Source organism: Pedobacter sp. PF22-3, from assembly GCF_026239555.1.
Classification (GTDB): domain Bacteria; phylum Bacteroidota; class Bacteroidia; order Sphingobacteriales; family Sphingobacteriaceae; genus Pedobacter.
The window spans coordinates 55,735-70,892 of the sequence record NZ_JAPIVP010000011.1; the positions used below are offsets into that span (position 1 = coordinate 55,735).

Sequence of the window (15,158 nt, forward strand, 5' to 3'; positions counted from 1 at the left end):
CAGTCCTGCGACTTTCAGCAAATTTGCGTAAGCGAATAAAAACCTCGTATAGCGCCAATTGCATGGGCGTCATTCCTACGAAATTTTAACTTGCCATACTGATCGTATTATTATCAAACCTTCGGTCGCATTCCAAATGCATACTCAAATTTGGCCTTGGGTAAGTGATTTCAGATTTCACCAAACCTAGTCCGCTAATATCTGTTGCTAGTTGTATACAATTGTTAAGTGATGGAGAAAAAGAACAAGGCCAATGTGATCAGCGTGAAGGGTGCGAGGGAACATAATCTGAAAGATATTTCCCTTGAGATTCCCAGGGATAAAATAGTCGTATTTACCGGTGTTTCAGGATCAGGAAAATCATCTCTTGCATTCGGTACACTCTATGCTGAAGCACAACGGCGCTATCTGGAATCCGTTTCGCCTTATGCCCGCAGGCTTTTTAACCAGATGGATGTTCCTGAAGTAGACTCCATCGAGGGATTGCCCCCGGCAGTTGCCCTGCAACAGCAGCGTTCAGGTGCTTCCACCAGATCGTCAGTTGGCAGCGTAACCACGCTATCTAACTTGCTTAGAATGCTTTTCTCCCGGGCCGGAGACTATCCACCCGGTCAATCCATCATCTATGCCGAAGGTTTCTCTCCCAATACACCCGAAGGTGCCTGCGAGGCGTGTCACGGTATGGGCAGTGTCTTCGAAGTTACCGAGGAAACAATGGTACCTGACGATACGCTCAGCATCAGAGCGGGTGCAATTGCATCCTGGCCCCGGGCATGGCAGGGTCAAAACCAGCGGGACATCTTGGTATCGCTGGGCTTCGATGTTGATACTGCATGGAAAAAATTACCAAAAAAGCAAAGGGATTGGATACTGTTCACTGAAGAGACGCCTACAGCGCCAGTTTATCCAGGACTTTCACCGGAGGAAACCGCTTTAGCCGTTGCAAAAAAGCTACCGCCGGATTATATGGGTACCTTTATTGGTGCCCGGGCTTACGTATTGAAAACCTTTGCCGCAAGCCAGTCTGAACTGATGAAAAAAAGGGTCTCGAAATATATGATCAGCCAGAAATGTCCGGTTTGTGCGGGGAAGCGGCTGAAAAAAGAAGCACTGTCTGTGAAATTCAAAGGCAAGGATATTGCAGAAACTTCCGGAATGACATTAGCTGAACTTTCGAAACTTTTCGGTGAACCTGCCAGGACTGAAAAGGAAGTAAAACCCGAAGAAAAGCAGCTGGTAATACAACGAATTTCTACCGACATACGCGCCAGAATCAGTGTGATGCTGGAGCTCGGTTTAGGCTACCTTACCCTAAATAGAAGTACCCCAACCCTTTCACCAGGGGAGTTACAGCGACTACGTTTGTCCACCCAGGTACACTCCAATCTTTTCGGTGTGGTTTATGTTCTTGATGAGCCCTCGGCGGGATTACATCCTGCAGATACTGAAGCCTTACTGCGTATACTGGAGAAGTTAAAAAATGCCGGCAACAGCATTTTTGTGGTGGAACATGAAATAGAGGTGATTAAACGCGCAGACTGGGTTATTGACGTAGGACCGGGTGCAGGAGAGCAGGGCGGGCAGATTATCTACAGTGGCACGGTTGCCGGGCTGAAAAAGAATACGGACTCCGTAACCGGGAGATTTCTCTCAGGCACCGCCAATCTGACTGAACACCAACCCCGAATATCCAAGGGGTATCTCTGCGTGCGAGGGGCTAAAAGACACAATTTGAAGGATGTGGACATCGATTTCCCGCTTGGTGTAATGACCAGCGTAACGGGAATTTCGGGTTCGGGAAAAAGCAGTTTGGTTAGCCAGGTACTTGTGGAGTTACTTTCAAAGCAATTGGGAATCAAAAATGAAATTGTCAGCGAATCCACAGCGGATGATCCTTTAGCTGACAGTTCAGCGCCGGCCGGTGGGAAAATCACTGGTGGAGCAGCGGAAATAGCCAGATTGGTTGTAGTAGATCAGCGTCCCATCGGCAGAACACCACGATCAAACCTTGCTACCTATACCGGACTTTTTGACCACATACGCAAACGATTTGCCGACACACCTGCAGCCAAAAAAAAACGGTATGATGCCGGACGATTTTCCTTTAACCTGGCCAAGGGCCGATGTGCCAATTGCCAGGGTGAAGGATTTGTGATGGTGGAACTACTGTTTCTACCGAGTGTGTATACCCCTTGTCCGGCCTGCAGCGGTACCCGGTACAATCCGGAAACTTTACAGGTAACTTATAGAAATAAAAATATCGCGCAGGTTTTGGAAATGACGGTTGAGGAAGCATGCAATTTTTTCGATGAAGACCTCCAGATTTACCAGGGGCTAAATGTTGTACGGGAGGTGGGCCTTGGTTACCTCAGGCTCGGACAGTCTGCAACAGAACTATCTGGAGGAGAGGCGCAGCGCATTAAATTGGCAACGGAGCTGCAAAAAAGCAATAAAGGCGCTTCACTGTATATTCTTGATGAACCTACGACCGGACTCCATCCTGCTGACGTTGAGCGGCTGCTCTTGCAGCTAAACAGACTGGTAGACAGCGGAAACACCGTAATTGTTGTGGAGCATGATATGCAGGTGATTGCACAAAGCGACTGGGTAATTGATATTGGACCAGGCGCCGGGGACCTTGGCGGAAAGGTTGTGTTTTCGGGCCTCCCTGAAGCGCTATGCCAAAACGCGGACAGTAAAACCGCCAGGTACCTGAAAGCGTATAAAAACCAATAATCAGCTTTAGGGATACGCTACTGAGAAAAAATCAGCAAATCTGCGGCTAGGTATGAATGCTACGTATCAAAATAGATTAACCTGAATCTAATTATAACTTTATGCAGAAACGTTACCTTGAACCACATACGCGCGATTAGTTATGCTTTCCAATTAAGCGGGAACGAAAAATTAAGTACTAAAAATAATTCAATGCACTTAAAATTCCCTCTACCGAAAACTTTGCCCCGCACACAAACTCATCGGCCGCTCCGTAGTAAATGGTTAATTCATCACCTTTAACGATGTGACCGTTGGTAAATACCACCTCGCCAAAAAAACCGTGTAATTCATAATCTTCCTGAGGTACCATTATCGGCGCTTCTGTTCTGGCCAGTACTTTAGCGGGATCATTTAAATCCATTAAAAAAGCACCTAAAGCATACTGGTGTTTCTCATTAGCACCGTGGTAAATTTCGAGCCAGCCGGCTGCCGTTTTAATGGGTGCTGCACCGGCGCCTACACGGGCACTATCCCAAAGGTTGGCCCTGGTTTTGATGAGGCACTGGTGTTTGCCCCAGTGGATGCCATCAGGAGATTCGGCCAGCCAGATGTAATTACCACCCAAAGCTACACTGCTGGGGCGGTGCAGGGCATAAAACTTGCCGTTAATACGTTCTTCGAACAGGGCGCAATCTTTATTGTGCGGAGGGATGATCATGCCATGGTGCTCAAAGTTTTTCCAATCTGTGGTGGTCCGCAGCCCTACCCCCACACCATGGGCCGAAACGGCCGTATAGCTTAGATAATAGGTATGGCCAATTAAGGCTACGCGGCAATCTTCAATGCCAAAGGTTTCATCTTTGCCTTCGCCCTGTAATAAAGGGTAACCTTCCGGTTCATAAAAATGAATACCATCATCACTGCAAACCAATCGTAAATGCGATAGTGTGGTTAAATAATCGGCCCCTTTATAGTGAATTATCCTCGGGTCGGTAGCATTTACATGCGGGTCGTTTTCTTCAACGGCCAGGATCTCGATGCCATCCTGGGTTAAAATGGGGAAAGAGATAATACCCGCTGTTTGTTTAGGCCTTTCGGCTACCCGGATCAATAACCATATTTTCCCCTCAAAGTTAAAAACACCGGGATTAAGCAGGCAGGCAATTTCCAGCCCATCTCTACTGGGTGACAGATTTTTGGGTGCGAGTATGTGGTTTTGCGGAAACCGTTGGGCAATATCGGCCATAAAAATGTTTTTAAAACAAACAGGCGACCATTTTTTTTGGTCGCCTGTTTTATTATTGAATGGATATTATAAAGAGTTGATCCACTTTACCAGTTCATCTCTTCCTTTACCTGTTTTTTGTTGCAGTCTGCCCAACAACTCATCATCCTGTCCTTCTTCGTGTTTTAAATCGTCGTCGGTTAAATCAGCATAAGCCTGTTTAACTTTTCCTTTTATTTCGTTCCACTTTCCTTTTAATTCTAACTTATCCATAGGGGTTATTTTTTGGTGGTGAATAATATGTTTTACACAGAATAAACAACCTTAAGCCCCGTTTTGTTTCGCCTTTTTGGTCTATTACCTCAATAAGCAGCTAATTTTATGTTATTCCTTCAGGTTTTATATAGGTTTTGGGTATATTAAGGCTATTATTCTTATCCATTTACTAAACATTACTAACTAAACTTACAATTTGATGAAAAAACTACTCTTCAGTATGATTTTATCTCTCAGTGTAATTTCGTTTGCTTTCGCGCAGGGCAAAGTGATTACCGGGAAGGTGACGTCGGCCTCGGGACCAATTCCGGGTGTTAGCGTATTTGTAAAAGGCTCGCCGGCCAACGGCACACAGAGCGATGCCACTGGGGCTTTTAAATTAACGGTTGCAGATGATGCTAAAACGCTTGTTTTTAGTTTTATCGGTTATAAAGCCAAAGAAGTACCCATTACGGGGCCAACCCTAAATGTAAAGCTCGAGGAGGAAAACAATGCCTTAGCCGATGTGGTTGTGGTGGGTTACGGTACGCAGAACAAACGGGATGTAACGGGATCGGTAGCTTCGGTTAAAGCTAAAGATCTGGAGAACCTACCAGTTACGAGTTTTGAGCAAGCCTTACAAGGAAAGGCAGCAGGCGTGCAAATTGCAGCACAAAATGGAAAATTAGGTCAGGGGATTACCGTTAGGGTGAGGGGCGCTGCATCAGTAACTGCAGGTAGTGAACCGCTTTACATTGTTGATGGAATCCCGATTACTTCTGGTGATTTTTCCAGTACTACTGCACCAACGAGTGCTTTGGCAGATATAAATACCAACGACATCGAATCAATTGAAGTTTTAAAAGATGCATCGGCATCAGCAATTTATGGTGCAAGGGCTTCAAATGGCGTAGTATTGATTACTACAAAACAAGGTAAGGCAGGCAAAACACTTGTCCAGTTTAACGCATTAGGCGGAGTAAGCTCCCCTTCTAACCATAGGGATTTTTTAAACGCAGAGCAATATGTTCAGCTAGAGCGTAGAGCCGGGCAAGGCGCTGCCAACCAGGATTTCCTTAACGGAGATTATGCAACTTTGCAAGAAGCATTAGATGATTACAGGGAAAGTGTAGAAGCCCGTTTGAACCGATATTCGGCTGGCAACAATGATTATCAAACTTATAAGGTAAACACAAACTGGGAAGCTGCTTCTTTTCAAGACAAACCGGTTACCCAACAGTATGATCTGAATTTGACCGGAGGGAATGAAAAAACGAAATTTTATATTGGTGGTCAGGCGTTAGATCAACAAGGAATTGTGATTGGAAACAGTTATAAACGCTACAGCGGCCGATTAAACCTGACCAATAAAGTAACCGACTTTTTAGAAGTAGGTATTAACCTTAATTTCTCGAATAGTATTAATAACAGGATATCAAATGATAATGCCTTTTCAAGTCCACTACAATCAGTAGCACTTTCGCCCATTACACCGTTTATCGATCCAAGGTCGGGTTTAATCAGCGGTACTTTGCCTGGGGCAGCCTCAAACTACCCTGTATACTATAACCCCTTTATCAGTGTAGACAATGCTTTTTACAAAGCAACAGTCTACCGAACAATTGGCAAAGCTTTTGCGAATATAAACCTTGCTAAGGGATTAAAATTCAGTACTGATTTTTCTATTGACAACTTAAATCAAAACGAAGAAAGTTATTATGGTTCATTAACTTTTAGAAATACAGGCACATCAAATGGATACGGTCAAAATATTTCAACTTTTATAATTAATGCCAATACTAATAATTTCTTCAGTTATAATACAACTATTGGAAAAAGTGCTTTTGATGTTATTTTGGGTACAAGTTATCAAAAATCGACCACCAAATACAGCACCATTGAAGGACAGGATTTCCCAAGTGATTCTTACATTAAACTAGGTTCTGCTGCAACAAAAGTAATTGCAACCAGTAATGAAGGTGCTTTTAGCTTTCTGTCTTATTTCTTTAGGGCAAATTATAAATACAACGATCGTTATTTGGTGGGCTTTAGTGTAAGGGCCGATGGTTCATCACGTTTTGGAGCCAACAATAGATATGGGTATTTCCCGGCAGGTTCATTGGCCTGGATTGCATCAGAAGAAGATTTCTTAAAACAAAGTGAAACCATCAGTTTATTAAAATTTAGGGTAAGTTATGGTTTAACCGGTAATGCCGAAATTGGCAATTATTCTGCCCGTGGTTTATTCGCTGGAACAGGGGCATATGGCGGTTTGCCTGGGCAAACTCCTTCGCGAATAGCCAATCCTGATTTAACATGGGAAAAAACCAAACAACTCGATATCGGCTTTGATTTTGGTATTTTAAAGAATAGAATTACCGGAATTTTCGATTTCTATCAAAAAAACACAACAGACCTGCTATTGGATGTGCCGATTCCTCAAACTACAGGGTTTTCTACCAAAACGCAAAACTTAGGATCGTTAAAAAACACCGGGTTTGAATTGGGTATTAATACAGAAAATTTTGTGGGTGCCTTCAAATGGTCAACTGCAATAACGGGGGCAATTAACAACAATAAGATTACCAACCTGGGTGGGCAGGTTTTAAACAGTAACGAAATAAATGCAGCTATTTCCGGTCAACCAATCGGTGTATTTTACCTGCCTGAATATGCCGGGGTAAATCCGGCCAATGGTGATGCTTTGTATTACAAAAACACAGTAGTTGATGGCAATATAGACAGAAGTACGACAAATAACATTAACGATGCACAACGGATTTTTGCAGGCAACCCAAATCCAAAATATACGTTCGGTTTAAACAACACTTTTTCATACAAAAATTTCGATTTAGGTATATTTTTTCAAGGTGTAAAAGGCAATAAAATCTTTAATGCAGGTGGCCAGTACATGAGCGCTAATGGCTCAAACGGCTATGATAATCAAACCACAGATCAAATGAGCTATTGGGACAAACCAGGTGATATTACATCTGTTCCAGAGCCACGTTTGTTTGCTGGTAATGGCATTGGAAACTCGACCAGGTATTTATCTGATGGCTCTTATGTCAGGCTAAAAACGTTAACAATTGGTTATAATTTCCCTACTTCAATATTAACTAAAATTAAATTAAGCAAATTAAGGTTATATGCTACGGCTCAAAATCTGCTTACCATAACAGGATATAAAGGCTGGGACCCGGAGGTTAATGCAGATTATCAATCGACAAACATTAATCAAGGTGTAGATTTTTACTCAGCACCACAGCCACGTGTAATTTCATTTGGTATTAACATTGGCCTATAATTAAAAAAGAATCAAAATGAAAAAGACATATATAAATAATATCATATTTGCTTGCATGTTTTTGATGGCTTTATCTTCGTGCAAAAAACCGCTTGATATAAATCCTATTGATACCGTTGATCAAAAAAATGCTTTGATCACTTCAAAAGATGTTGAGGGTGCACTGGTTGGTGCATATGCTGATCTTGGCAGCCGTAATTTTTTTGGTGGACGTCCACTCTTGATGACTGATTTCTTAGCAAATACTGACGCTATTGAATGGTTTGGGACCTACGAGGAACTGACCCAGGCCATCAATAAAAAGCTTTTAAAAACAAATAGTTATGTTGATAACGTATGGGCTGCAGGATATACCGCAATTAATGATGCCAATAATGTAATTGCTGCCCTTGATAAAGTAGAGCCTGCAAAAAAGAGCAGAGTAGAAGGAGAAGCTAAATTTATCCGGGGGTCGGCATATTTCGAACTCGTTAGGGTATTTGCAAAAGCCTACAATGATGGTTCTCCAGGCACGAATTTGGGAGTACCCATCGTGTTAACTCCAACTAACCTCATAAGCGAAGCGAATTATGTAAGTAGGGCTACTGTAGCTGCCGTTTACAATCAGGCTATAACTGATTTAACAGATGCAGAAGCTAAACTTCCGGCTACTAATGGTTTTTTCGCAACTAAGTCTGCAGCAGCTGCAATGCTAGCGAGACTTTATTTACAAATGGGTAATTATAGCGCGGCCGGGGCAGCTGCAAACCGGGTGATTGCTTCCGGAAATTATCAACTAACAGGTACATACCTTGCTGCTTTCCCTAAAATGCCAGAAAGTGGAAGGCCCGCAAGACCTGGAGACAATTCTACTGAAGATGTTTTTGCTGTGCAAGTAACAACGCTTACCGGATTTAATGGTTTTAATGAGTTTTATGGTTCATCAACTTTTGGTGGCCGCGGAGATGCGGTAATTTCACAAGATTGGATTGATGAGACTTATGCTCCTGATGATGACAGGATTAATGCTTTTTATGACGATGACGACATGTTTACGGCAAAATTCGGCAATCAATTCGGGAATGTTCCGGTTATTAGGCTGGCAGAAATGTATTTAATCAGGGCAGAATCTAATGCACGCTTAGCTCCTGCAGCGCCAATTGGCAGTATAACACCACTACAAGATCTCACTACAGTTAGAGATAGAGTTGGCTTAACCACAACTACTGCTACTTTAGCAGATATCCTTAATGAAAGGAAACTTGAATTTGCTTTTGAGGGATTTTCACTACACGATGCTAAAAGAACGCAAACAAATATTGGAAACATACCATGGAATTCTACCAGCTTAGTTTTCCCAATTCCACAAAGGGAGATTGATGCAAATAAAAACCTGGTTCAAAACCCTGGATACTAATACTAGATTACAATAAACAACAAAGCCTCCGATTTACATCCGGAGGCTTTGTTGTTAAATATATTTATCTTACAGTTTCTTAGCAGCTTCAATAATCTCTTCTACCACACCCGGATCAAGCAAGGTAGAGGTATCGCCTAAATTGGAGGTATCGCCTTCGGCAATTTTGCGTAAAATACGGCGCATAATTTTGCCTGAACGTGTTTTGGGCAAACCAGACACAAACAATATTTTATCAGGCTTGGCTATGGCGCCGATTACGCGGGTAACTGTTTGCAAAATATCTTTTTTAGATAATTCTGCCTCACCATGCATATCAGGATAAATCACAAAAGCATAAATACCCTGCCCTTTTACATCATGCGGATAACCCACCACCGCGCTTTCTACAACACCGGCGTGCATGTTAATGGCATTTTCTACCTCTGCTGTTCCTATTCTATGTCCAGAAACGTTTAATACATCATCAACCCGGCCCGTAATCCGGTAATAACCATCCTCATCGCGTAAACAGCCATCGCCGGTAAAATATAAATTCTCGTAAGTAGAGAAATAAGTTTGTTTGCAACGCTCGTGGTCGCCATAAGTGGTACGCAGCATCCCTGGCCAGGGGAATTTAATGCAAAGATTTCCCATCACCCCGTTTCCTTCAATTTCATTACCATTTTCATCTACCAAGATCGGCTGGATCCCTGGTAAGGGCAAGGTAGCAAAGCTGGGTTTGGTTGGGGTTACCGTTGCAATAGGCGAAATCATGATTCCTCCTGTTTCGGTTTGCCACCAGGTATCAACAATAGGCGCTTTGCCATGACCTATCTTCTCATCAAACCAATGCCAGGCTTCTTCGTTGATTGGCTCTCCTACTGAGCCTAAAACACGGATGGAGCTTAAATCTTTGCCATTAAGCGGATCATCCCCATAACTCATTAAAGAACGGATGGCTGTAGGTGCGGTATATAAGGTATTTACTTTGTGTTTTTCTACAATATCCCAAAAACGAGATGGGCTCGGATAAGTTGGAATGCCTTCAAACAATACGGATGTTGCACCTTGCGAAAGCGGTCCGTATACAATATAGGAGTGCCCGGTAATCCAGCCAATATCAGCCGTGCAGAAATAAACCTCGCCAGGTTGGTAATTAAACACATTTGAAAAGGTATAACCGGCATAAACCATATAACCGCCACAGGTATGTACCACACCTTTAGGTTTGCCCGTAGAGCCAGAAGTATATAAAATGAAGAGCATATCCTCTGCATCCATTTCTTCTGCTTCGCATACATCGTTTACGTGTTTAACTTCATCTTCCCACCATACATCACGCCCCTTTAACATCGATACAGGCGTACGCACATGGGTTAACACGATACATTTCTCTACAGTTGGGCAACCGATCAGTGCATCGTCAATTACATCTTTTAAAGGAATCTGTTTGTTGCCACGATAAGCACCATCAGCCGTAATCACCACTTTACACTGCGAATCGTTAATCCGATCGGCGATTGATTTGGCAGAAAAGCCACCAAAAATAACCGAATGTACGGCACCGATGCGCGCGCAGGCTAAAACCGCTATCGCAAGTTCTGGCACCATGGGCATATAGATGCAGATCCGGTCGCCTTTTTTGGCGCCATTGCGTTTTAAAACATTGGCAAAGCGGCAAACACGCTCGTGCAACATTTTGTAGGTATAAGTCACACTTTCTTCCTCGGGGTTATTCGGTTCCCAAACAATAGCGGGTTTATCGCCATTGGTAGCGAGGTGGCGATCTAAACAATTTTCGGTGATGTTAAGTTTTGCTCCCTCAAACCACTTGATATTAGGCTCGTTAAAGTTCCAGGATAGTACCTTAAACCAAGGTTTGCGCCATTGAAAGTTTTGCGCCACTTCGCCCCAAAACTGCTCAGGGTTTTCTACACTTTTCTTATAATCTTCTTCGTATTGCTTAAAAGATGTAATTTGCATCGCTTGTTTTTATATTTTGGATTCGTGGCTGCTAATTTAAATAAATAATACCAAGGAAAAATAGTGTTATCGTATCAAAATGAAGACAAACTGTTAAGGAGAAACATTTATTTTTAAGTTCTGGAGATTTAAACATTGCGAATAACAAAATTGCAAAGGCGCTTACCGCATATTAAATATTAATTGTAAAAAATAATTAACTAGGCTATTGCCGTTTACAATTATTATTCAGATATTTGCACACTCTTAAAAAAATTAAGCGGACGATATTAACAACTATATTTACAAGTCATGTCAAGAGTTTGTGATTTAACAGGAAAAAAAGCAATGGTAGGTAACAACGTTTCTCACTCGAACGTTAAAACCAAACGCAAATTTTACCCAAACCTACAACTTCAGAAATTTTATATTCCTGAAGAAAACCGTTGGATTACGTTGAAAGTTTCTACTTCAGCGATTAAAACCATCAATAAAGTGGGCATTAGCGAAGCAATTAACCGTTTCGTAAAAAAAGGATTTTTGTAAAAAACATTAACTGTTGAGATTAACAGTTTTCAATTTATAATAAAATGGCAAAAAAAGGTAACAGAGTTCAAGTTATTTTAGAATGTACTGAACATAAAGAAAGTGGCATGCCAGGTATGTCTAGATATATTTCTACCAAAAACCGTAAAAATACTACTGAAAGATTAGAATTGAAAAAATTCAATCCAGTATTGAGAAAAGTAACCGTACACAAAGAGATTAAATAAGATTGATGGTGTAAGGGTAGCAGGTTAGGGTATATATTCCCTCCATTCTATCCATCTATCATTCAATCATTAAATTTTATAAGAACATGGCAAAGAAAGTAGTTGCAACCCTTAAAACAGGTACAGGTAAAGAATATTCGAAAGTAATTACAATGGTAAAATCACCAAAAACCGGTGCTTACTCATTCAAAGAACTTATCGTACACAACGACCACGTAAAAGATGCTATTGCATCTAAATAAGGTTAATATTTTTTAACATAAAATATTACAGGCCGTTCCGTTTTAACCGGAAGGGCTTTTTTTGTTATTGAAAATTACGTCAGGAAATAATTGATTATCTTTGAAAAAACATCACTATGGAAGCATATAAGTTTAAAACAAAGGTTTCTGAAAATGGAGAACTATTTCTGCCCCCGAGGGATTTGATGTAAAAAACAAAGCGGTTGAAGTTATTATTTTAAACGAGGTTCGCAATCCATTCTAAACTTTCAGATTTCGAAGATGCAGTACAAAATGCTGCAGCAGAACTGAACCAGATTGATCTTATCGTGACAAGAAATATAAAAGGCTTTATTGGAAGCAAAATAGCTATACAAACACCTACCGATTTTTTAAAAAACACAATTAATAACTAATGGGTTTATTCGATTTTTTCAAAAAGAAAGAAACTGCGCCTGAAGCTCAGGAAGCACTGGATAAAGGTTTAGAGAAAACCAAAGACGGTTTCTTTAATAAAATTACCAAAGCCGTAGCAGGAAAATCTTCCGTTGATGATGAGGTACTCGATAACCTTGAAGAGGTTTTGGTTACTTCTGATGTGGGCGTAAGTACCACCTTAAAAATCATCAAACGCATTGAAGAGCGCGTGGCCAAAGATAAATATCTGAACACCAATGAGCTTAATTTTATCCTGCGTGATGAGATCCAATTGTTGCTGTCAGAGAACAACAGCAATGATTTCCGTCAGTTCGAATATGGCGATCATAAACCCTATGTAATTATGGTGGTTGGTGTAAATGGCGTGGGTAAAACCACCACCATTGGTAAGCTGGCACATAAACTTAAAGAATCGGGTTTAAAGGTTGTTTTAGGTGCCGCCGATACCTTTAGGGCTGCAGCGGTTGACCAGATTAAACTTTGGGGCGAACGTGTAGGCGTTAGGGTGGTGGCACAGGCCATGGGTTCTGATCCTGCTTCAGTTGCTTTTGATACCTTACAATCGGCCGTGGCCAATAATGAGGACGTGGTGATTATTGATACCGCAGGACGTTTGCACAACAAAATTGGTTTGATGAACGAGCTGGGTAAAATTAAACAGGTCATGCAAAAGGTAGTACCAGGTGCACCGCACGAAATTTTATTGGTATTAGATGCCTCTACCGGGCAAAATGCCTTTGAGCAGTGCAAACAGTTTACAGAAGCTACGGATGTAAATGCATTGGCCATTACCAAATTAGATGGAACAGCGAAAGGCGGTGTGGTCATTGGCATCTCCGATCAGTTTAAAATTCCGGTTAAATATATTGGCGTGGGTGAGAAAATAAACGACTTGCAACTCTTTGATAAAAAAGATTTTGTGAATAGTTTGTTTAAGTAACACTTCGTGGTTGATTCCACTAAAGATTTAGCTGCAGGTTCACTTCGTGGGTGATTACACTGATTAGTGGATCACACAGATTTTTATTAATTTCAATAATGGAAGAATATGAAAATCATGAGCTTACAGGGATTATAATTGGTTGCTGCTATGATGTACATAATCAGTTAGGGCCAGGCTTTTTGGAGAAGATATATGTCAATGCACTCAAAATTAAACTTCTGCAGGCAAAGCTAAATTTTGAGACTGAAAAAGAGTTTATTGTAATATTTGAAGGCCAGACTATTGGCAAATTTAGATGTGACCTTGTAGTAGAACAAAAAGTAATTGTTGAGTTAAAGTCTATAACTGGTTATCAGCCCAAATTATTCCAAAATCAGCTTATCTCTTATTTGAAAGCCAGCAAAATTAAAACAGGATTATTGATTAACTTTGGCAACACAAGTTGCGAGGTCAGGAGAATATCCGTTTGATCTATTAAAATTTCCACATTTAATCTGTGGAATCGCCAAATCTGTGGAATCAAACCGCAAGGAAGGCGTAAATCAATATAATATGAATACCAAAATAGTAAGAAGTAAAAGCGCAATTAAACAGCCTAAAATCAATGTGATTACTTTAGGTTGCTCTAAAAACATATACGATTCGGAAGTATTGATGGGCCAGTTGCGCGGCAACAACCTCAATGTTACCCACGAATCGGACAAAATGGGTAAAGATGATATCGTGGTGATTAATACCTGCGGTTTTATCGACAATGCTAAACAGGAATCAATTGATACCATTCTTCAGTTCAGCGAGTTAAAAGAAGCTGGTAAAATTGGTAAAGTAGTGGTTACGGGCTGCCTTTCTGAGCGTTATAAACCAGAACTGGAATCGGAAATTACCAACGTAGATGCCTTTTTTGGCACCAACGATTTACAGAATATTCTGCACGAGCTGGGTGCTAACTACAAGCACGAGCTGATTGGCGAACGTTTGCTCACTACCCCGTCTCACTTTGCTTACTTCAAAATCGCTGAGGGCTGCAACCGTCCTTGCTCGTTCTGTGCCATTCCTTTAATGCGTGGTAAGCACATGAGCAAGCCCATGGAAGAATTGGTTAACGAAGCTAAAATACTGGCCAAAAATGGCACAAAAGAGTTGATTTTAATCGCTCAAGACCTTACCTACTATGGTTTAGATCTTTATGGTGTGCGCAAATTAGACGAGCTGATGCGTCGCTTATCGGATGTACCAGGTATTGAATGGATCCGACTGCAATACGCCTACCCTTCTGGTTTCCCGATGGAAATTTTAGATGCCATGAACGAGCGTGAGAACATCTGTAAATACCTGGATATGCCATTACAGCACATTACTGATAATATGCTGAAATCGATGCGCCGTGGTACCACCAAGCAGAAAACCATTGATCTGGTTAACCAAATTAGAGATAAAGTTCCGAATATTGCCATGCGTACCACTTTGATCTGTGGTTATCCGGGCGAAACAGAACGGGACTTTGAAGAAATGAAGGAATGGGTTGCCGACACCAAATTTGATCGTTTAGGCTGCTTTACCTACTCGCACGAAGAAAAAACACATGCCCATACATTGGTAGATGATGTGCCCGAAGATGTAAAACAAGAGCGGGTGGATGAAATCATGGAAATACAGCAAGGTATTTCATTTGATATTAACCAGGAGAAAGTGGGCAAAACCTTTAAAGTACTGATTGATAAAAAAGAAGGTGATTTTTTTGTAGGCAGAACTGAATTTGATTCGCCTGAAGTTGACAATGAAGTTTTAATCGATGCTGCAACAGGTTATGCCGCTAATGGAAGTTTTGTTCATGTGAAGGTTGACAGAGCAGAAGATTTCGATTTATACGGAACAATTGTTTAATAAAAAATAATTAACAAAAAATCCCAAAAGCATACTTTTGGGATTTTTTGTTTT

Annotated in this window: 12 protein-coding genes; 9 read left to right on the plus strand and 3 right to left on the minus strand. The window is 41.3% G+C overall.

Features of this window, described 5'->3' with window-relative positions:
* The first annotated feature begins 231 nt into the window (after positions 1-231).
* Positions 232-2,736, plus strand: coding sequence for an excinuclease ABC subunit UvrA (gene uvrA / locus OQX63_RS14880; RefSeq protein ID WP_265851646.1), 2,505 nt, complete (start codon positions 232-234; stop codon positions 2,734-2,736).
* 178 nt (positions 2,737-2,914) lie between these two features.
* Here the strand turns inward: uvrA and OQX63_RS14885 are convergent, their stop codons facing one another.
* Both OQX63_RS14885 and OQX63_RS14890 read right to left on the minus strand, forming a co-directional pair.
* Positions 2,915-3,964, minus strand: coding sequence for a glycoside hydrolase family 130 protein (locus OQX63_RS14885; protein WP_265851647.1), 1,050 nt, complete (start codon positions 3,962-3,964; stop codon positions 2,915-2,917).
* Between the two features lie 66 nt (positions 3,965-4,030).
* Entirely contained in the window at positions 4,031-4,216 is a 186-nt protein-coding gene (locus OQX63_RS14890) for a CsbD family protein (protein ID WP_090501239.1), read from the minus strand.
* 202 nt (positions 4,217-4,418) lie between these two features.
* Between OQX63_RS14890 and OQX63_RS14895 the strand changes: the two genes are divergently transcribed.
* Positions 4,419-7,505: a SusC/RagA family TonB-linked outer membrane protein gene (locus OQX63_RS14895; protein ID WP_265851648.1), complete on the plus strand. Its 3,087-nt coding sequence runs from the start codon at positions 4,419-4,421 to the stop codon at positions 7,503-7,505.
* Positions 7,506-7,521: 16 nt separating this feature from the next.
* Positions 7,522-8,901, plus strand: a complete 1,380-nt coding sequence (locus tag OQX63_RS14900) for a RagB/SusD family nutrient uptake outer membrane protein (protein WP_265851649.1) — start codon at positions 7,522-7,524, stop codon at positions 8,899-8,901.
* A gap of 69 nt (positions 8,902-8,970) precedes the next feature.
* Here the strand turns inward: OQX63_RS14900 and acs are convergent, their stop codons facing one another.
* Complete coding sequence (gene acs, locus OQX63_RS14905) at positions 8,971-10,866, minus strand: acetate--CoA ligase (RefSeq protein WP_265851650.1); 1,896 nt, start codon at positions 10,864-10,866, stop codon at positions 8,971-8,973.
* 291 nt (positions 10,867-11,157) lie between these two features.
* Between acs and rpmB the strand changes: the two genes are divergently transcribed.
* The 6 genes from rpmB to rimO all read left to right on the plus strand — a co-directional run bounded on the left by rpmB (position 11,158) and on the right by rimO (position 15,104).
* On the plus strand, positions 11,158-11,391 hold the full coding sequence (gene rpmB, locus OQX63_RS14910; RefSeq protein WP_025145121.1) for a 50S ribosomal protein L28: 234 nt from the start codon (positions 11,158-11,160) through the stop codon (positions 11,389-11,391).
* A gap of 44 nt (positions 11,392-11,435) precedes the next feature.
* The gene (rpmG, locus tag OQX63_RS14915; protein ID WP_010599807.1) at positions 11,436-11,618 is read left to right on the plus strand and encodes a 50S ribosomal protein L33; all 183 of its coding nucleotides are present in this window, start codon (positions 11,436-11,438) and stop codon (positions 11,616-11,618) included.
* Between the two features lie 86 nt (positions 11,619-11,704).
* On the plus strand, positions 11,705-11,860 hold the full coding sequence (locus OQX63_RS14920) for a DUF4295 domain-containing protein (RefSeq protein ID WP_010599808.1): 156 nt from the start codon (positions 11,705-11,707) through the stop codon (positions 11,858-11,860).
* Positions 11,861-12,254: 394 nt separating this feature from the next.
* A complete protein-coding gene (gene ftsY, locus OQX63_RS14925; RefSeq protein ID WP_090501231.1) occupies positions 12,255-13,217 on the plus strand; it encodes a signal recognition particle-docking protein FtsY in 963 nt (320 codons plus the stop codon).
* 98 nt (positions 13,218-13,315) lie between these two features.
* Positions 13,316-13,690: a GxxExxY protein gene (locus tag OQX63_RS14930; RefSeq protein WP_265851651.1), complete on the plus strand. Its 375-nt coding sequence runs from the start codon at positions 13,316-13,318 to the stop codon at positions 13,688-13,690.
* Between the two features lie 82 nt (positions 13,691-13,772).
* Positions 13,773-15,104 (plus strand): 30S ribosomal protein S12 methylthiotransferase RimO, encoded by a 1,332-nt coding sequence (rimO, locus tag OQX63_RS14935; RefSeq protein ID WP_265851652.1) that lies wholly within the window; start codon positions 13,773-13,775, stop codon positions 15,102-15,104.
* Positions 15,105-15,158: the final 54 nt, after the last annotated feature.